Genomic DNA, 17,802 nt, shown 5'->3' on the forward strand with positions numbered 1-17,802 from the left:
TCGAGGGAGCAAGCCGCTGGACCTGCCCTGACGACTATTCCAGGAAGCCGCCCTGGGTCAGGTAGTCCGTTGCCACGGCGTCGGCTACTTCGCCGCCGACCTGTACGCGGCCGTTGAGTTCCTGCAGCACTTCCAGCGTCAGGCCTTCGAAAACCGGCTTCAGCAGTTCTTCGATCTGCGGATATTCGGTCAGCACTTCCTCGCGGATGATCGGCGCGGGCTGGTAAACCGGCTGCACGCCCTTGTCGTCTTCCATCACCTTGAGGCCGGAGGGCGCGATACCGCCGTCGGTGCCATAGACCATGGCGGCATTAGCGCCGTTGGTCTGCTGGGCAGCCGCAGCGATGGTAGCAGCCGTGTCACCACCCGAGAGGGTGATCAGCTGGTCGGGCGTCAGGGTAAAGCCATAGACTTCCTGGAACTTGGGCAAGGTGCCGGGAGAGTTGACGAACTCGGCAGAGGCCGCGAGCTTCACCTCGCCGCCGCCGGCCACCCAGGCGCCGAAATCGGAGAAGGTGTTGAGGTTGTTGGCCTCGGCAACGTCGTTGCGCACGGCGATGGCCCAGGTGTTGTTGGCCGAGGACGGGGTCAGCCAGACGATCTTGTTGGCTTCGTAGTCGAGCTTGGCAACTTCGGCATAGGCCTCTTCGGGATTGTTCCAGAGCGGGTCTTCGGCCTTGTCGAAGAAGTAGGCGCCGTTGCCGGTATATTCGGGATAGATGTCGATTTCGCCGGCAATGATGGCCTCACGCACGATCGGGGTGGCGCCGAGCTGGATGCGGTCTTCGACCGGGATGTCGTTGGCCTCGAGCACCTGCTTGATGATGTTGCCCAGAACGCCACCCTCGGTGTCGATCTTGGACGACACCACGACCTGGGCATTGGCGGCGCTGGCTGAAATGGCGAGAGCGGCGACGGCGGTGAGAAGCTTGGAAGTCAGACGCATTGTATTCTCCGTTTTCTCCGGGGTGCTCCATCGCGCGTGCCCCGTTGATCCTAACCTAACCTGTTGGTGGAATTGAGCGAGGCCGCCTGTTCTAGCCGACCGGACCCAGAGCGAAAAACTCGTCCAACTCCATAATAGTCGAGTGAGAAATAAGTTCGCGCATCAGCCCGTCGGACGCCAGTGCCTCTTCGATGGCCTCCACTTCTGCCGATAGCGGACGGTCCTGACGATAGGTGTCAGCATGGCGCCGCACCAGAGCATAAATGATGCCCGGCACGTTGCCCGGGCTGTCGCCAGAAATGTCCATGGCCTGCGCGGCCAGCATGGCCTCGAGCGCCGCCAGGCGCCGCAGTGCCAGGACCTGCCGCTCCAGCCGCTCGACCACCAGCGGGAGGAAGGCCGCCTCGTCCTCGATGCCGCCTGCCACCACCATGGACCCGGCGGAAATCGGGTTGGTCATGGTCAGCACGCGGGCAAAGAGTTCACCCGCAAGCTTGATGACGGGCCCGAAGCCAGTGGCGATGGCGCCCGGCATGACGAGATTGACCGGCAGGTGACGCCGGCCGCCATTACCAAGCAGCACGCAGCGGTTGAACGAATTGCGAGCGATATGCGCGAGACCCAATTGGGCGGTCTGCAGGAACACGGTCACGTCGAGCGGCAGCGATCCGCCCGAGGTCAGCACCTGGCCGCCCGCCACCACCGGGTTGTCATCGGTGCGGCCCGTCGCGGCCAGAAGTATTTCACCTGCCTTCACCAGCGTCTCGAAACCGGTAGCAAAGACCTGGCTCATCATCCGCAGCGACAGCGGATCCTGGATATGGGTGGCGTCCGGCCAGTCCCACCCCTTGGCATTGAAATAGAGCCAGGCACCGATTCCGGCCTCCCGCTCCGTGCCAACATGCGCCACCGCCTTCCAGGGATCGCGCGAAGCGCCGAGCGCCCCGGCCGTGGTGAGGCCGGTCGCCAGCATAACCCTGACCACGCTGGCCGCATCGCGGATCGCGTAAGCCGCCGCCGCATAGCCGACCGCGTTGGTGGAAACGGCGGCCAGGCTGTCGCGCGGCGCCAGCCGGAACGCCTTGAGACCCGCGGCGCTCAATGCACGCTCAGCGGGCTGGCGGTGCCCGTCGAACATGGCCTCGCCCGCCCCGGTCAGCACGGCCCCGATCTGGCCCATGAGCCCGATATCGGCGCAACCGATCGAGCCGGTACGCCGGACCACGGGCACGACATCGGCCGACAGCAGCGCCAGAAAGGCTTCTACCAGGTCAGGCGTACAACCCACCCGCCCCGTCAGCGCCATGTTGACGCGGATGGCCATGGCCGTCCGGATGATTTCGCTGGAAAAGGCGTCGCCGGTACCGAAATGGTGGGCGCGCACAAGGCCGGTATTGAAGGCGTCGAGCTGGTCGTCGGTCCATTCGACATCCTTCATGGCCCCGACGCCGGTGGTCGAGCCATAAACCGGCTGCCCCGAAGCAATTGCGGCTTCGACCGCTTCCCGCGCCGTCCTGACGCGCTGCATCGCCGCCGGATCCGCTACCAACTGCGCTTCGCGCCGGCCGATCCGGGCGATGTCGGCAAAGCTCAGCGGCTTGCCGTGAAGAGAGATGGGGGATGCGTGGAGGCTCGATGGACGTTCATTCATGCCGCCAAGCTATGGGATTGGCGTGAGAAAGCATAGTGCCACGGCCTCGTAGCGTGCCTCTACTTCATCCAGAACATGGGCACGAGATCGACCGAATGGGGCACGTTGTTCTCGTCGGTCGCCATGATGTCGGCCATGTGTTTCCACCAGCGCTGATTGATCTCCGTCTTGGGCAGGTCCGCCATGGTGTGATCCAGGCGCCGCCAGAGGACACCGAAAAGGGTGTTGGTTTCCTCATCGAAGTGGATGGAATAGTCCTTCACGCCAGCGGCATGCAGCGCGTCCACCAGTTCGGGGAAGATCTCGTCATGGCGCTTCTTGTACTCGGCCGCCATGCCGGGATTGAGCCTCATCTTGAAGGCGTGCTTCTCGTACTCACCATCGACGATCATGCTCGCTGCCTCCACATGCGGAAGAGGATCGGCAGCGCGATCACCACGATCAGCAGCGAACCGGTAAAGATGGTCATGACGATGCCCGGGACGTTGAGTAGGCCAAGGCCGAAGGTCACGAGACCCACGATCAGCGCCGCCAGCACCACGCCGATGATCGAACCGGCACCGCCGAGGATCGATACGCCGCCCAGCACGACCATGGTGATGGCCTCGAGCTCGAAGCCTTCGGCAATCGATGGCCGGGTGGAGCCCAGGCGCGCGGTCAACAGCACGGCCGCGATACCGCTCATTAGCCCGGTGAGGCAGAACAGGATAAACTTGATGCGGTCGACGCGCACGCCCGAGAACTGGGCGGCAACGTCGTTGTTGCCGATGGCGAACACCCGGCGGCCGAAATTGGTGCGATGGAGCAGCACCCAATAGATCAGGGCGCAAACAGCGAACAAGACGAGCTCGAACGAGATCACCCAAAAAACATAACCCTGGCCGAACCAGGAGAAGCTGGCCGGATAGCCCTTGAAGCTCTGGTCACCCAGGACGATGAAGGCAATGCCGCGGAACAGGCTCATCGTGCCGATGGTGACGACGATCGAGGGCAGCTTGAGCCCGGTGACCAGGAAGCCATTAAATGCGCCGCACAGGAGTCCGACACCCACGCCAATGGCGACCAGCATGGGGGTATCGGCGCCATATTGCAGCGCCAGGCCCATCATGGTGGACGCCAGGGCAATGATCGCAGCAACCGAAAGGTCGATCTCGCCGGCAATGATCAGCAGCGCCATGGCAAGCGCAATCAGCGCCTTCTCGGTGAAGTTGAACGTCATGTCGCTCAAGCTCCACTCGTTGAGGAAGTAGGGCGACGCGAAGCTGTTGAGAATGAAGATGGCCACGGCCACGAGGACCAGCAGCGTCTCCCAGCTCAAGACGGCTGACTTGAGGGGGTTGTCGAGGCGGTTGGGGAGCGAGCGGTGGAGGGATGTATCGGTCATTGAAGCTTGTCTCCGCTGGTGGAGAGCCACAGCGCGGGCTTCCCTACCCCTTGCGGGGAGGGAGTGAGGGTGGGGGTTCCGGCCGCACGACTGGCGCCTGAGCGGGCGAATGGCGCAGAACCCCCACCCTTGATCCCTCCCCGCAAGGGGGAGGGAGACGACTGCAGCATCGAGCCCATCAAACCGCCTCCGCCTTCTTCAAGATAATGCGGCCCTTGCGGCGCTCGCCCCGGGCATTGAGCACCACGGCCAGGAGGATTGCCGTGCCCGAAATCGCCATCTGCCAGAACGGGGAAATGTTGATGACCGGCAGGGCATTGTTGATGACGCCCAGGAACAGGGCACCCAGGATCACCCCGGCCACCGAACCGATGCCCCCGGCAATCGACACACCGCCGATCACGCAGGCCGCGATGATGGTCAGTTCATAGCCACCGGCAACTTCGACCGAAGCGATCACGTAGCGCGAAATCCAGAGATAGCCGCAAAGGCCCGCCACCGCGCCGGCGATAACGAAGGCGTAGAACTTGGTGCGACCCACATTAATGCCGGTATAGACCGAGGCGGTCGGATTGACGCCGATGGCATAGAGCGCACGCCCCAGGGGCGTCCGCGTCATCAGGAGGAAGAACAGCAGCGCCGTGACGATGGCGAACCAGCTCAGAAGCGGCAGGCCCAGGAAGATCGTGCGTTGCAGATTGATGAAGTCGGGGCTCATCTGCGCCGCATTGACCCACGCCCCGCCTGAGACGACGAAAACCAGGCCGCGGAAGATCGTCAGCGTACCCAGCGTCACGACGATCGGCGGAATCTCGAGCTTCCACACCAGGATGCCGTTGAACGCGCCCAGCGCTCCGCCGATCAGCACGCACATGGCGATCAGCAGCGGCACGGGCACGCCCGGGAAGGCCGCATTGGTCATGGCGACGATCATGCCGGTTAGGGCGAGATTGGCGGCCATGGAGAGGTCGATAGAGCGCGTCAGGATCACTGCCATCTGCCCCAGCGCCAGCATCATCAGGATGGACGTGTCATTGAAGATGGTGAGGAGATTGCCCGGCTGGGCAAAGCGCGGAAAGCGCGCCGTCACCAGCACCAGGACCAGGAGGATGGCCAGCAGCAGGAAGACTTCGCGGTGTTTCAGGAGGCGGTTCATGCTGCCTGCTCCTCGGCAATACCGGCAGCCAGGCGTACCAGCGTCTCGGGCTTGAGCCCGTCATTGATGAGTGTGTCGATAACCCGCCCTTCACGCATCACCACGATCCGGTCGCTCATGCCCAGAACTTCCGGCAGCTCGGACGAGACCATGATGACCGACAGGCCCTGCGCCACGAGTTCGGCCATGAAAGCGTGGACGGCCGCCTTGGAGCCGATGTCGATGCCCTTGGTCGGTTCATCGAGGATGATGACCTTGGGCAGGGTGGCGAGCCACTTGGCGATCACCACCTTCTGCTGGTTGCCGCCCGACAGCGTCGAGACATTCTGCGACAGCGACGAGGCGCGCAGGTCGAGCCGCTCGGTATAGGTGCGGGCGAGCTTGTATTCCTCGGCCATGCGCAGGAAGCCGCTGCGGCTGGTCTTGCCCAGCGAGGGCAGCGAGACGTTCTTGAAGATGGGTTCGCCGGTGATCACGCCCTGCTTGCCGCGTTCCTCCGGCACGTAGACGATGCCCGCTTCCACCGCATCGGCAGCGGTTTTGGGCGCAATGGTCTTGCCGTCGAGCACCATGGTGCCGGCGGAGGTCTGGGTCATGCCGAACACGGCCTGCATCACTTCCGAGCGCCCTGCCCCGACAAGGCCGTAGAAGCCCAGGATCTCGCCCTTGCGCACGGTGAAGGAGACGTCCTCGAACTCGGTCGGGTGGCTCAGGCCCTTGGCTTCGAGCACCACCTTGCCAATCGTGGCCTGGCGCTGCGGGAAGATGTTTTCCACCGCGCGGCCCACCATCATCTGCACGATCTGGCTCTGCGAGGTTTCTTTGATGAAGCCCTTGCCCACCTGCTGACCGTCGCGGAACACGGTGAAGCGGTCGGCGATGCGGTAGATTTCATCGAATTTGTGCGAGATGAAGAGAATGGCCTTTCCGTCCTGCTTCAGCAGCTCGATCAGCACATAGAGCTCTTCGATCTCCTTCTGCGAGAGCGCGGCGGTCGGCTCGTCCATGATCACGACCTGTGCGTCGACCGAAAGCGCCCGCGCCACGGCGACCAGGTGCTTCTTGGCAATGCCCAGTTCCTTGAGCTTGATGTCGGGGTCGATGCCCGCGGCCATGGCATCGAGCGTCTTGCGTGCCTCGTTGCGCATGGTCTTCCAGTCGATCATCCCGAAGCGATTGGTCGGCGCATGGCCCAGATAGATGTTTTCGGCGACCGTGAGCTCATCGAAGAGCACGGTTTCCTGGTGAATGGCGGTGATGCCGGCAGCCGAAGCGGAATGCGCCGTGGGCAGGGTCACCACCTTGCCGCCGACGCGGATTTCGCCGCCATCTGGCTGGTAGATGCCGGTCATGGTCTTGACCAGGGTCGACTTGCCCGCCCCGTTTTCCCCGATCAGCGCGGTCACTTCACCGGCATAGAGTTCAAGCGACACATCGTGGAGTGCCCGCACGCCGGGAAAGCTCTTCGATATGCCCGAAAGGGTGAGGATGGGGTCGGTCATGTGGGCTTGTCTCATGCTGGCCGCGATCTCACAGTCGACACCCTCCCCCTCGCGGGGAGGGTCAGGGTGGGGGAATGTTTGGCCCCGATATCAATCGTGGCTTCCGACACCCCCTCCTAGCCTCCCCCGTCAAGGGGGAGGAACCGCGCGGTGGTTGGCACAGATCGCGGCACAAGAGGGTCGGCCCGGCACCGAAGCGCCGGACCGGTAATCAAGATCAGTAGATCTTGGAGAACTCTTCGATGTTGGTCTTGTCGAACTGGAAGGGCTCGGACATGGCGGCCGAGTTGGTGTCGTCCAGCGTGACTTCGCCCACGCGGCCGATCGAGAAGGTGGCGCCCGGAGCCGCTTCCTTGCCGTCCACCAGTTGGTCGGCCAGCATCACGGCCGAGTAGCCCAGGTCGATGGGGTTCCAGAGGGCCACGGCCTGCGAGGCACCGTTGTCGATGAACTGCTTGAACTCGCTTGGGAGAGCCAGGCCCGTGACGTTGATCTTGCCGATCAGGTTCTGGTCGGTCACGACCTGGGCGGCGGCAACGACGCCGACCGTGGTCGGGGCGATGATGGCCTTGAGGTCGGGATAGGCAGCGATCAGGCCCTTGGCCTCGTCGGTCGATTTCACCGAGTCGTCGTCACCATAGACGGTGGCAACCAGCTCGATGTTGGGGAACTTCTCGGGCAGAGCGGCCTTGGCAGCTTCGATCCAGGCATTCTGGTTGGTTGCGGTGGACGCAGCCGACAGGATGGCGACCTGGCCGCCCTCGGGCAGGTAGTCGGCAGCCAGCTTGATGATGGTTTCGCCGATCAGCGCATTGTCTGACGGGTTGAGGTGGATTTGGCGGCCTTCGGGGGCAACACCCGAGTCGAAGGACACGACCTTGATGCCGCGCTGCATGGCGCGCTGCAGGGCCGGCACCAGGGCGTCGGGATCGTTGGCCGAGATGGCGATGGCGTCGACCTGCTGGGCGATCAGCGAGTTGACGACTTCGATCTGGGCTTCGGCGGTTGCGGCGGTCGGGCCGGTATAGATGACTTCGACATCGCCCAGTTCGGCGGCGGCTTCCTGCGCACCCTTGTTGGCCGCGTCAAAGAAGCCGTTGCCGAGCGACTTTACGACCAGCGCAATGCGGGTCTGGGCATAGGCGGGGGCGGCGAGCAGCACTGCAACGGCAGTGGATGCGGCCAGGAGCTTCATGAGTTTCATTCGTTGTTCCCTCCCTGGGACGTTTGGTTAGTCCTTCTCAGGCGACCGTCGACTGGCGGTCGGCCTGAGCATTGGTTTCCGCCACGATGAGCCGCACGCCTGCCGTTTCCAGCATCTGGCGGTCCTCGTCGCGAATGCCGCTATCGGTGACGACAGCGGCAATTCGGTCGAGCCCACAAAGGATGAGGCTCGATCTGCCCGAAAACTTCGATGAATCTGCCAAAACGATCAGTTCGTCGGCCTGCCCGATCAGCCCCAGCTCGGACTGCACGACCATGGGGTCGGCCTCCATCAAGCCGTGGGTGCCGATGCCCTGGCAGCCGATGAACATGCGCTTGGCATAGAAGTGCGACGCGACCACGCCGCCAAAGGGCGAGAGGATCACGTTCTGCTCGCGATAGACGGTACCGCCCGGGATGACGACCGAATTGCGCGAGTTGTGGATCAGGAATTCAGCGATGGCGAAGCTGTTGGTGAAGACAGACAGTCGCCGGCCGGTCAGGTGGTGCACCATCTGGTAGGTCGTGGTGCCACCATTGATGATGATGGGTTCGCCGTCCTTGCACAGCGCTGCAGCTTCACGCGCTATTGCACGCTTTTGCGCGATGTTGAGCGTTTCGCTCACGACAAAGGGGCGCCCGACCAGGGCCGACTGCTCGGGCGGGTTCACCGCCTCGGCGCCACCGCGTACGCGCCGCACCTCGCCACGGACATGCAGCGCCGCGATATCGCGGCGGATGGTGGCTTCCGAGGAGCCGGTGACCTCGCACAGCTCGGCAACGGTCACCACCGGCCGGGTTTGGACGGCTGCGACAATCACTCTCTGGCGCTCTGTTTCGTGCAAGGCTGCTATCTCCCTGACGCATTCCTTCACACCTAATCCGATCAGTGTCAATCACCGATCCAGCAACTTCAAACACCAAAAGCGCGATATGCGCAGTTATGATTGTTTGTGATTGACACTCATGATCGATCGTGGCCATGGTCCGGCCAACCCTGACCATCACTACCCTCTGGGAGGAGTCTGCCATGTCCACGTCCGCGCCCAAGCGCCTTGCCAATCTGTGGGACGACGCCACAGCCGCCGCGATGAGCGAGCCGGAACGCCTCGTCTATCGCTCCAACCTTCTGGGCTCGGACAAGCGCGTCACCAACTATGGTGGCGGCAATACCTCCTCCAAAATCATGCAGAAGGATCCGCTGACCGGTCAGGAAGTTGAGGTTCTCTGGGTCAAGGGCTCGGGCGGCGACAATGCCTCGATCAAGCTCGACGGGTTTGCCACGCTCTACATGGACAAGCTGCGCGCGCTGAAGGGCCTCTATCGCGGCGTCGAGTTCGAAGACGAGATGGTGGGCTACCTGCCCCACGCCACCTTCAACCTCAATCCGCGCGCATCGTCGATCGATACGCCGCTCCATGCCTATGTGAACCGGCCTTACGTCGATCACATGCATCCCGACGCGATCATTGCGATTGCGGCATCCAAGAACAGCAAGGAACTGACCAAGCAAATCTTCGGCGACACGATCGGCTGGCTGCCATGGAAGAAGCCGGGCTTCGAGCTTGGCCTTTGGCTGGAAAAGTTCTGCCTTGAGAACCCCAACGCCGAGGGCGTGATCCTCGAGTCGCACGGCCTCTTCACCTGGGGCAACACGCCCAAGGAGTGCTACGAGACCACGATCCGCATCATCAACCAGGCGATCGAGTGGTTTGAGCAGCAGACCGAAGGCAAGACGATCTTTGGTGGCCCTGCCACCCAGTCGCTCTCGGCTGAAGAGCGCCGCGCCGTCGCCGCCAAGCTGATGCCGAAGATCCGCGGCTTCATTTCCGAAGACTCGCACAAGGTCGGCCACTTCGACGACAGCGAAGCCGTGCTGGAATTCGTTAACAGCAACAGCCTCCGCCCGCTGGCCGCTTTGGGCACCTCCTGCCCCGACCATTTCCTCCGTACCAAGATCCGTCCGCTGGTGATCGACTTTGACCCGGCCAACCCCGATGTTGATGCCGTCATCGCCGGCTTGGGCGAACAGATCGCGGCTTACCGCGCCGACTACCAGGCCTATTACGACCGCTCCAAGCACCCCGACTCCCCGGCAGTCCGCGACCCAAACGCCGTGGTCTACCTGATCCCCGGCGTGGGCATGATCACCTTCGCCAAGGACAAGGCGACGGCCCGTATCTCGGGCGAGTTCTATGTCAACGCCATCAACGTGATGCGCGGCGCCTCGACCGTGTCGGAATATCAGGGCCTGCCCGAGCAGGAGGCCTTCGACATCGAATACTGGCTGCTTGAAGAAGCCAAATTGCAGCGCATGCCCAAGCCGAAGTCCCTGGCCGGCAAGATCGCGCTGGTGACCGGCGGTGCCGGCGGCATTGGCAAGGCAACCGCTGCTCGCCTGTTGCGCGAAGGCGCCTGCGTGGTGCTGGCCGATATCGACCAGACGGCCCTCGATAGCGCAACGGAAGAACTCGGCTCCGCCTTCGGCAAGGACTTCGTCCGTCCCGTCAACATCAACGTCACACGCGAAGAGCAGGTCCTCGCAGGCTTCGCCCATGCCGTGGTCGAGTTCGGCGGCCTCGATATCCTCGTGTCCAATGCCGGCCTCGCCTCCTCGGCGCCGATCGAAGAGACGACGCTCGAACTCTGGAACAAGAACATGGACATCCTGTCCACGGGCTATTTCCTGGTGTCGCGCGAAGCCTTCCGCTTGTTCCGCCAGCAAAAGATCGGCGGCAATGTCGTGTTCGTGGCAAGCAAGAACGGCCTTGCCGCTTCGCCCAACGCCGCCGCCTACTGCACCGCCAAGGCCGCCGAAATCCACCTGGCCCGGTGCCTGGCGCTGGAAGGTGCGGGCGAACAGATCCGCGTCAACGTGGTCAATCCCGACGCCGTCCTGCGCGGCTCCAAGATCTGGGCCGGCGAATGGCTCGAGCAGCGCGCCTCAACCTACAAGACCGACAAGGACGGCCTTGAGGAAATGTATCGCGAACGCTCCATGCTGAAGCGCTCGGTGTTCCCCGAAGACATCGCCGAAGCGATCTACTTCTTCGCCTCGGAAGCATCGGCCAAGTCCACCGGCAACATCATCAACGTCGACGCGGGCAACGCCCAGTCGTTCACCCGCTAAGGATCGCGTGATGACCGAACACATGATCGACGCATCCATCGTCGAAGCTGAAAACAGCAAGCGCGAGGCTGACCTTCGCGCCGACTATAATTCGCTCGGCGAGCGTCTCGACCGCCGCGGCATCTCAATCGACGCCATCAAGGCCAAGGTCGCCGACTTTTCCGTCGCCGTCCCCTCCTGGGGCGTCGGCACGGGCGGCACGCGCTTTGCTAAGTTCCCCGGCGCCGGCGAGCCCCGCGACATCTTCGACAAGATCGAGGACTGCGCCGTTATTGCCCAGCTGACGCAGGCGACCAAGACCGTCTCGCTCCACATCCCGTGGGACAAGGCCGATCCGAACCGGCTGAAGCAGGCCGCTAGCCGCTTCAACCTTGGCTTTGACGCCATGAACTCCAACACCTTCTCGGATGCCAAGGGGCAGCTGCAGAGCTACAAGTTCGGCTCGCTCTCGGCCTATGACAAGGCGACGCGCCAGCAGGCCATCGAGCACAATCTCGAATGCATCGAGATTGGTAAGACCATTGGGTCCAAAGCCCTAACCATCTGGATCGGCGACGGCTCCAACTTCCCGGGCCAGGTAAACTTTGCCACCCAGTTCGAGCACTATCTGGACTCGGCCAAGGAAGTCTATGCCGCCCTGCCCGATGATTGGCGCGTCTATACCGAACACAAGATGTACGAACCGGCCTTCTATTCGACGGTCGTGCAGGATTGGGGCACCAACTACATCATCGCCAAGGAACTGGGCGAGAAGGCTTTCTGCCTAGTCGACCTCGGCCACCATGCGCCCAACGTCAATATCGAGATGATCGTCTCGCGCTTGGCCCAGTGCGGCAAGCTCGGCGGCTTCCATTTCAATGACTCGAAATATGGCGACGACGACCTCGACGCCGGCTCGATCGATCCCTACCGCCTGTTCCTCGTCTTCAACGAGCTGGTCGATATCGAGAACCGCCAGCCCGACTTCCACCCGGCCCACATGCTCGATCAGTCGCACAATGTCACCGATCCGATCGAGTCGCTGATGCTGTCGGCTTCGGACGTGCAGCGCTCCTATGCCCAGGCCCTGCTCGTCGACCGTGCGGGGCTCAAGTCCGCACAGGAAGCCAACGATGCCCTTGCGGCCACCCAGGCGCTGCGCCAGGCCTACCGCACCGATGTCGAGCCGATTCTGGCCATGTCGCGCTTCGAACGCGGCGGTGCCATCGATCTCCTCGGCACCTATCGCGCTGCCGGCTACCGCCAGAAGGTCGCCGAAGTGCGGCCCGCGGTGGAAGGCGGTTCGGGCGGCATCATCTAAACTTTTCCAACGCTCCTCCCGAGCGGCGGACGAAAAAGGCCCGGCTGCATCGCCGGGCCTTTTTCACGTCTGTTCCAGCGCCCGCAAGGCTTCGGTTGCGGACACGATCCAGTCGCGGAAGGCTCGGATTTTTGGATTGTTGCGCCGTGCTTCGGGATAGACCAGATAGTAATAGTGGCCCTCCCAGCCGACGAGGTCAAACGGCTGCACCAGTCGCCCCGCCCGGACCTCCTCGCCATAAAATTGCGGCGTTAGCATCGCCACGCCGCGCCCCGCCATCACCGCCGCGGCCTCCATCGACTGGTAGCCGAGCCGCGCAAACGGCCGGTCCAGCGGCAGCAGTGGTACACCCGCCAGCTTGAACCAGGCTGCTACCCAGGGATCATCCGGCGTAATTTGCGGCACGCGCAGGAGATCTGCGGGTCCACGTATCTGGTGTTCCTCCACCAGTCGCGGATGCAGCATGGGCGCAAACTCGACCTTGGTCAGGGCATGGGCGACGAGCCCCGGCCCCACCCGGCCGGTGGCGCGGATAGCCACGTCCACCTCTTCGGCTGCGAAATCGACAAGCGCGACATTGCTCTCGATGCGGACTGCGATGTCCGGATGCGCCAGCTGAAACAGGCCCAAATTCGCTGCAAGCCATTGGCTGGCAAAGGTCGGCACCGCGCTGATGGAGAGCGTCGAATCAACGCGACCATGGAGTTCCGCAAAGGCGCTGCGCAGGGTCTGGAAAGCTCGCGTCACTTCTGGTGCCAGCCGCGCGCCGGTGTCGCTCAGGGCGATCTGACGCGGCTTGCGCAGGAACAGCGGCGTGCCCAGGCGCTCCTCGAGGATCTTGATCTGATAGCTCACCGCCGCCTGGGTCATGCCCAGCTCTTCGGCGGCCTTGGTGAAGCTCAGATGCCGCGCCACCGCCTCGAAAGCCCGTAAGGCGGCAAGGGGCGGGAGAGACGACATGGATCAAATCTCCTTATGCATACCCTCCGAGCTTTAGTTGGAAATCGCTCACAGCGCCAGCCACTATCCTGCCATGGACAACCGAGCAGGAGCCATCCGCATAAGGATGGTCACAGCCATGAACGCCATAGCCAAACCACGACTTCTCGCCATCTCCCTCCCCCGCTGGCACATCCCCCGCCTGTTCAGCGACCAACGGCGCCGGCGCGCAACCATCGACCTGATCCATTCCTCTCCCCATCTCCTGCGCGACCTCGGCCTAGCGGACGGGAGCGTGCTGGAACGCGGCAATTAGTGGGCAAGTACTCCAAAGCGTCACCCACCCACCGCCCGTCACCCTCGGGCCTGACCCGAGGGCCCTGCACGTCCAGCGCGCACGTAACGTGCAATCTCCTCGGTTCAAGCCCAAGCATGACCTCCGGGATCACCCGCAGGTTCCGGATCAAACCGGCTTCCGCCCAGCAGAGTTGATGGGCTAAAACCTCCCCATGTCCAAGACCACGCCCGCAACGCTGGCCCTGAGCAAGGCCGGCATCCCCTTCACCACCGCCACCTATGACTACGATCCCGATGCCGATCGCGTCGGCCTCCAGGCTGCCGAGGCCATGGGCGTGCCGCCATCCATCGTGCTCAAGACGCTGATGGCCGAAGTGGATGGCAAGCCCGTCTGCGTCGTGGTGCCCTCCGACGAGGAGGTTAACATGAAAAAGCTCGCCGCCGCTTTCGGCGGCAAGTCGGCCCACATGATGAAGCCCGCCGACGCCGAGCGCCTGACGGGCTACAAGGTCGGCGGCATCAGCCCCTTCGGCCAGAAGAAACAGGTGCCCACCTGCGTGGAAGAACTGGCAACGCTGGAGGACGAGGTATTCCTCAACGGGGGCCAGCGCGGGCTGCAGATCCGGATGAAACCAGACGACCTCGTGGCGGCACTCGGCGCACGAGCGGCGGACTTGATCCGGTAACTTCCGCGGGCGCGTGCACCAACGTCACCACTACCCACTGAACGTCACCCTCGGGCTTGACCCGAGGGCTCTATACTTCACGCAAGTTCAGCAAGTGCAGAGCCCTCGGGTCGAGCCCGAGTGACGGCCTGCGGATGGCACCCCTTGCGGCTAAACTACAATCCCACCCCCACAAAAGACAAAAGGCGCCCAAGCGGACGCCTTCATCTTCAGTCTGCAGCAGAAACCAAGTCTTAGTTGGTGTAGGTGCCGCGAGCGATGTTCTTGATGTCGCCCTTGGTGATGCCGAGATCGTTCAGCTGACGGGCGTCGAGAGCGTTGAGCTCGCGCATCGTGCGCTGATACTGGGCAAATTGTGCGATTTTCTGGCGGATGGTCATTTCGGTTCCCCTTCGTTTGATGACCTCTATGTAGACCGAGCTGGTCGTGATTAGAAGATATCCTCTGTGCACATCCGTTATGCATTCGCTGCAAACAAAAGAGGCAGAGCGTTCATCCTGGCGTCAGGATCGGAGGCACGCGGAGGAGCACTCCTCACGCAGCCTTCGATATAAACAACTGATTTATTTGAACTATTCCAAGGAAGGCAACACGTCTGCGTCTTTTACCCTTTCTTAGTCATGTGCCCAGAAGCCATGCAGGCAGCGCTGGGCGCTCTCTGACCCTCAATCTGATCCGAAGATTTGCCCGGCCCCTTGACCTTCCCATGATGGGAAGGTCCATATGCAGGGGGACGAGGTGCTGACCATGAACGAACACGTCCAAGCCAAACCGCTCTCCATCGACATCTCAGGTATGACCTGCGCGTCCTGCGTAGCGCGGGTCGAGAAGTCCCTGCTCAAGGTGCCCGGGGTCACCGCGGCGTCCGTCAACCTGGCCACCGAGCGCGCCACGGTCACCGGCGGAGAACAGGACGCCCTGCTCGCCGCCATCGCCAAGGCCGGCTATGAGGCTAGCCCGTCGCCCGAGACCCGCGAGCTGGCTTCCGGGCACGCGCACCATGACGAAGATGCGTCCCGCCTCCGCCGCGATATGCTGGTGGCCGGCAGCCTCACCCTGCCACTGTTCGTGCTGGAGATGCTCAGCCACCTCCATATGCCGTTCCACATGGCCCTGGAGGCGCTGGTTCCCAGGCAGGTGCTCTGGAGCGCATATTTCATCGTCGCCACGATGGTGCTCTTCTGGCCCGGCTGGCGCTTCTTCCACCATGGCATCCCTGCCCTCTTGCGCGGCGCCCCCGAGATGAACTCGCTGGTGGCGCTGGGCGCGGGAGCCGCCTACCTCTATTCGGCCGTCGCAACCTTTGCCCCGCAACTGCTGCCCCAGGGCACGCGCTACGTCTACTATGAAGCCGCCGCCGTCATCGTGACGCTGATCCTGGTCGGCCGCTGGCTGGAAGCGCGCGCCAAGGGCCGCACCGGCGAGGCGATCCAGCACCTGCTGCACCAGCAGGCGAGGACCGCCCGTGTTGAGCGCCATGGGCAGAGCATGGAACTGCCCATCGAGGCAGTCCGGGTGGGCGACGTCGTCATCGTCCGGCCGGGCGAAAAGATCGCAGTGGATGGTGAGATCATCGAAGGCCAAAGCCATATCGACGAGTCCATGATCTCCGGCGAACCCCTGCCCGTCTCGCGCTCGGTGGGTGAGCAGGTGATCGGCGGCACGCTCAATACCTCCGGCAGCTTCCGCTTCCGCGCCACCAAGGTCGGCGCCGATACGATGCTCGCGCAGATCATCCGCATGGTGGAGGAGGCGCAGGGCGGCAAGCTGCCCATCCAGAGCGTTGTCGACCGCATCACGGGCTGGTTCGTCCCCGCCGTCATGGCCTTGGCCGCGCTGACCTTTGGCGTATGGGCCGTGTTCGGTCCGGAACCGGCCTATGCCTTCGGCCTCGTCAATGCCGTCGCCGTGCTGATCATCGCCTGCCCCTGCGCCATGGGCCTGGCCACGCCCACCTCCATCATGGTGGGCAGCGGCCGCGCCGCCGAGCTCGGCGTCCTGTTCCGCAAGAGCGAAGCCCTCCAGCAGTTGCGCGAAGCCCGCGTCGTGGCGTTCGACAAGACCGGCACGCTGACGGAGGGCAAGCCGGTGCTGACCGACCTGATCCTCGATGACGATTTCGCCCATGACGAGGTTCTGGCGCTGGTCGCGGCGGTGGAAAGCCAATCCGAACACCCGATCGGCGCCGCCATCGTATCTGCCGCCGAAGAGGCCGGCCTGGCGCTCGGCTCGGTCACCGAGTTCAATGCCACCGCCGGGCACGGCGTCACCGCCCGCGTCGACGGGCGGCTGGTGGCCGTCGGCTCCCGTCGCCACCTCGGGCATCTCGACTTCTCCGACTTCGAGAGCGCCATCGACAGGCTGGCCCAGGAAGGCAAGACGCCGGTCTTCGCGGCCATCGACCACAAGCTGGCTGCCGCCATCGTCGTCGCCGACCCGATCAAGCCGACCAGCAAAGCGGTTATTGCCGCGCTCCATGCGCGCGGCATCAAGACGGCCATGATCTCGGGCGACGACCGGCGCACCGCCGAGGCCATAGCCCGGCAGCTCGGCATCGACGAAGTGCGGGCGGAGGTGCTGCCGGCCGGCAAGGTCGACGCAATCAAGACGCTTCGCCAACTGGGCATCCTTGCCTATGTGGGTGATGGCATCAACGACGCTCCCGCCCTTGCCGAGGCTGATGTGGGCATCGCAGTGGGCACCGGCACCGACGCGGCCATCGAAAGCGCCGACGTCGTCCTGCTGGGTGGCGATCTCGGCGGCGTGCTCGACGCGCTCGAGGTCAGCGCGGCCACCATGCGCAACATCTGGCAGAACCTGTTCTGGGCCTTTGGCTACAATGTGGTGCTGATCCCGGTCGCCGCTGGCCTGCTCTATCCGGCCTTCGGCATTCTCCTCAATCCCATGTTGGGCGCGGGAGCCATGGCCCTGAGCTCGGTCTTTGTCGTTACCAATGCGCAGCGCCTGCGCGCCATCAAGGGAACCCGCCCATGAACATCGGTGAAGCTTCCGCAGCATCGGGCGTTTCGGCCAAGATGATCCGCTACTACGAATCCATCGGCCTGATCCGCTCCCCCGCGCGCACGGGCAGCAACTACCGGGTCTATGGCAGTGACGAAGTCCATGTGCTGCGCTTCGTCAAACGCGCCCGCAATCTTGGCTTCTCCGTGGAAGAGACGGCCACTTTGCTCGGCCTTTGGCAGGACAAGTCCCGCGCCAGTGGCGAGGTCAAGCAGATCGCCACCGATCACATTGCCGAACTCCAGGGCAAAATCGACGAGCTCCAGTCCATGGTGAAGACGCTGCAGCACCTGGCCCATTGCTGTAGCGGCGACGCGCGCCCCGACTGCCCCATTCTCGACGACCTCGCCGGCACACCTCCTCGGAAAGGACACTGACATGACCGAAAAGAACGACTTCATCGTCAACGACATGACCTGCGGCCATTGCGTCGGCACCGTACGCCAGGCCCTGGAAGCGGCCCTGCCCGGCTCCGAGGTCAGCGTCGACCTCGCCACGCACCGCGTGAGCTTCACCGGCGATCGCCGCAAGGGCGAGGAAGCCATCAAGGACGCCGGCTACACGCCCGAAGCCGCGTACTGAGGCGG

General features: G+C 63.4%; 17 protein-coding genes. 7 read left to right on the top strand and 10 right to left on the bottom strand.

Features of this window, described 5'->3' with window-relative positions:
• Positions 1–34 precede the first annotated feature (34 nt).
• The 8 genes from osmF to VIL88_RS15320 all read right to left on the bottom strand — a co-directional run bounded on the left by osmF (position 35) and on the right by VIL88_RS15320 (position 8,687).
• Complete coding sequence (osmF, locus tag VIL88_RS15285; protein ID WP_331990344.1) at positions 35–946, bottom strand: glycine betaine ABC transporter substrate-binding protein OsmF; 912 nt, start codon at positions 944–946, stop codon at positions 35–37.
• Positions 947–1,037: 91 nt separating this feature from the next.
• Positions 1,038–2,597 carry an aromatic amino acid lyase gene (locus VIL88_RS15290; RefSeq protein ID WP_331990346.1) on the bottom strand — a complete coding sequence of 520 codons (1,560 nt, stop codon included), beginning with the start codon at positions 2,595–2,597 and terminating at the stop codon, positions 1,038–1,040.
• A 59-nt stretch (positions 2,598–2,656) separates the two neighbouring features.
• Positions 2,657–2,989, bottom strand: coding sequence for an L-rhamnose mutarotase (gene rhaM / locus VIL88_RS15295; protein WP_331990348.1), 333 nt, complete (start codon positions 2,987–2,989; stop codon positions 2,657–2,659).
• The gene (locus VIL88_RS15300) at positions 2,986–3,981 is read right to left on the bottom strand and encodes an ABC transporter permease (RefSeq protein WP_331990350.1); all 996 of its coding nucleotides are present in this window, start codon (positions 3,979–3,981) and stop codon (positions 2,986–2,988) included. The genes rhaM and VIL88_RS15300 overlap by 4 nt, the downstream gene beginning before the upstream one ends.
• A 178-nt stretch (positions 3,982–4,159) precedes the next feature.
• Positions 4,160–5,137, bottom strand: coding sequence for an ABC transporter permease (locus tag VIL88_RS15305; RefSeq protein ID WP_331990352.1), 978 nt, complete (start codon positions 5,135–5,137; stop codon positions 4,160–4,162).
• Positions 5,134–6,639, bottom strand: coding sequence for a sugar ABC transporter ATP-binding protein (locus tag VIL88_RS15310; protein WP_331990354.1), 1,506 nt, complete (start codon positions 6,637–6,639; stop codon positions 5,134–5,136). Before VIL88_RS15310 ends, VIL88_RS15305 begins: the two co-directional genes overlap by 4 nt.
• A 217-nt stretch (positions 6,640–6,856) precedes the next feature.
• Positions 6,857–7,843: a rhamnose ABC transporter substrate-binding protein gene (rhaS, locus tag VIL88_RS15315; protein ID WP_331990356.1), complete on the bottom strand. Its 987-nt coding sequence runs from the start codon at positions 7,841–7,843 to the stop codon at positions 6,857–6,859.
• Between the two features lie 37 nt (positions 7,844–7,880).
• Positions 7,881–8,687, bottom strand: a complete 807-nt coding sequence (locus VIL88_RS15320) for a DeoR/GlpR family DNA-binding transcription regulator (RefSeq protein WP_331990358.1) — start codon at positions 8,685–8,687, stop codon at positions 7,881–7,883.
• Between the two features lie 185 nt (positions 8,688–8,872).
• Here VIL88_RS15320 and VIL88_RS15325 point away from each other — a divergent pair, with 185 nt between their 5' ends.
• Together VIL88_RS15325 and rhaI are read left to right on the top strand one after the other, a co-directional pair.
• Positions 8,873–10,972, top strand: a complete 2,100-nt coding sequence (locus VIL88_RS15325; protein ID WP_331990360.1) for a bifunctional rhamnulose-1-phosphate aldolase/short-chain dehydrogenase — start codon at positions 8,873–8,875, stop codon at positions 10,970–10,972.
• Positions 10,973–10,982: 10 nt separating this feature from the next.
• Complete coding sequence (gene rhaI, locus VIL88_RS15330) at positions 10,983–12,272, top strand: L-rhamnose catabolism isomerase (protein WP_331990362.1); 1,290 nt, start codon at positions 10,983–10,985, stop codon at positions 12,270–12,272.
• A gap of 63 nt (positions 12,273–12,335) precedes the next feature.
• Here rhaI and VIL88_RS15335 read toward each other — a convergent pair whose 3' ends face one another.
• A complete protein-coding gene (locus VIL88_RS15335; protein WP_331990364.1) occupies positions 12,336–13,232 on the bottom strand; it encodes a LysR substrate-binding domain-containing protein in 897 nt (298 codons plus the stop codon).
• Positions 13,233–13,350: 118 nt separating this feature from the next.
• Here VIL88_RS15335 and VIL88_RS15340 point away from each other — a divergent pair, with 118 nt between their 5' ends.
• Positions 13,351–13,527 carry a hypothetical protein gene (locus tag VIL88_RS15340; RefSeq protein WP_331990366.1) on the top strand — a complete coding sequence of 59 codons (177 nt, stop codon included), beginning with the start codon at positions 13,351–13,353 and terminating at the stop codon, positions 13,525–13,527.
• A 193-nt stretch (positions 13,528–13,720) separates the two neighbouring features.
• Positions 13,721–14,194: a Cys-tRNA(Pro) deacylase gene (gene ybaK / locus VIL88_RS15345; RefSeq protein ID WP_331990369.1), complete on the top strand. Its 474-nt coding sequence runs from the start codon at positions 13,721–13,723 to the stop codon at positions 14,192–14,194.
• A gap of 233 nt (positions 14,195–14,427) precedes the next feature.
• On the opposite strand, the gene VIL88_RS15350 is transcribed toward ybaK, so the two are convergent.
• Positions 14,428–14,574, bottom strand: a complete 147-nt coding sequence (locus VIL88_RS15350) for a DUF1127 domain-containing protein (RefSeq protein ID WP_331990371.1) — start codon at positions 14,572–14,574, stop codon at positions 14,428–14,430.
• A 367-nt stretch (positions 14,575–14,941) separates the two neighbouring features.
• Here VIL88_RS15350 and VIL88_RS15355 point away from each other — a divergent pair, with 367 nt between their 5' ends.
• The 3 genes from VIL88_RS15355 to VIL88_RS15365 are packed head-to-tail and all read left to right on the top strand — an operon-like array spanning position 14,942 to position 17,797.
• On the top strand, positions 14,942–17,188 hold the full coding sequence (locus tag VIL88_RS15355) for a heavy metal translocating P-type ATPase (protein ID WP_331990373.1): 2,247 nt from the start codon (positions 14,942–14,944) through the stop codon (positions 17,186–17,188).
• A complete protein-coding gene (gene cueR, locus VIL88_RS15360; protein WP_331990374.1) occupies positions 17,185–17,592 on the top strand; it encodes a Cu(I)-responsive transcriptional regulator in 408 nt (135 codons plus the stop codon). The genes VIL88_RS15355 and cueR overlap by 4 nt, the downstream gene beginning before the upstream one ends.
• Before the next feature lies 1 nt (position 17,593).
• Positions 17,594–17,797 (top strand): heavy metal-associated domain-containing protein, encoded by a 204-nt coding sequence (locus VIL88_RS15365; RefSeq protein WP_331990376.1) that lies wholly within the window; start codon positions 17,594–17,596, stop codon positions 17,795–17,797.
• Positions 17,798–17,802 lie beyond the last annotated feature (5 nt).

The organism is Devosia sp., assembly GCF_036563435.1.
Taxonomy (GTDB): Bacteria; Pseudomonadota; Alphaproteobacteria; order Rhizobiales; family Devosiaceae; genus Devosia.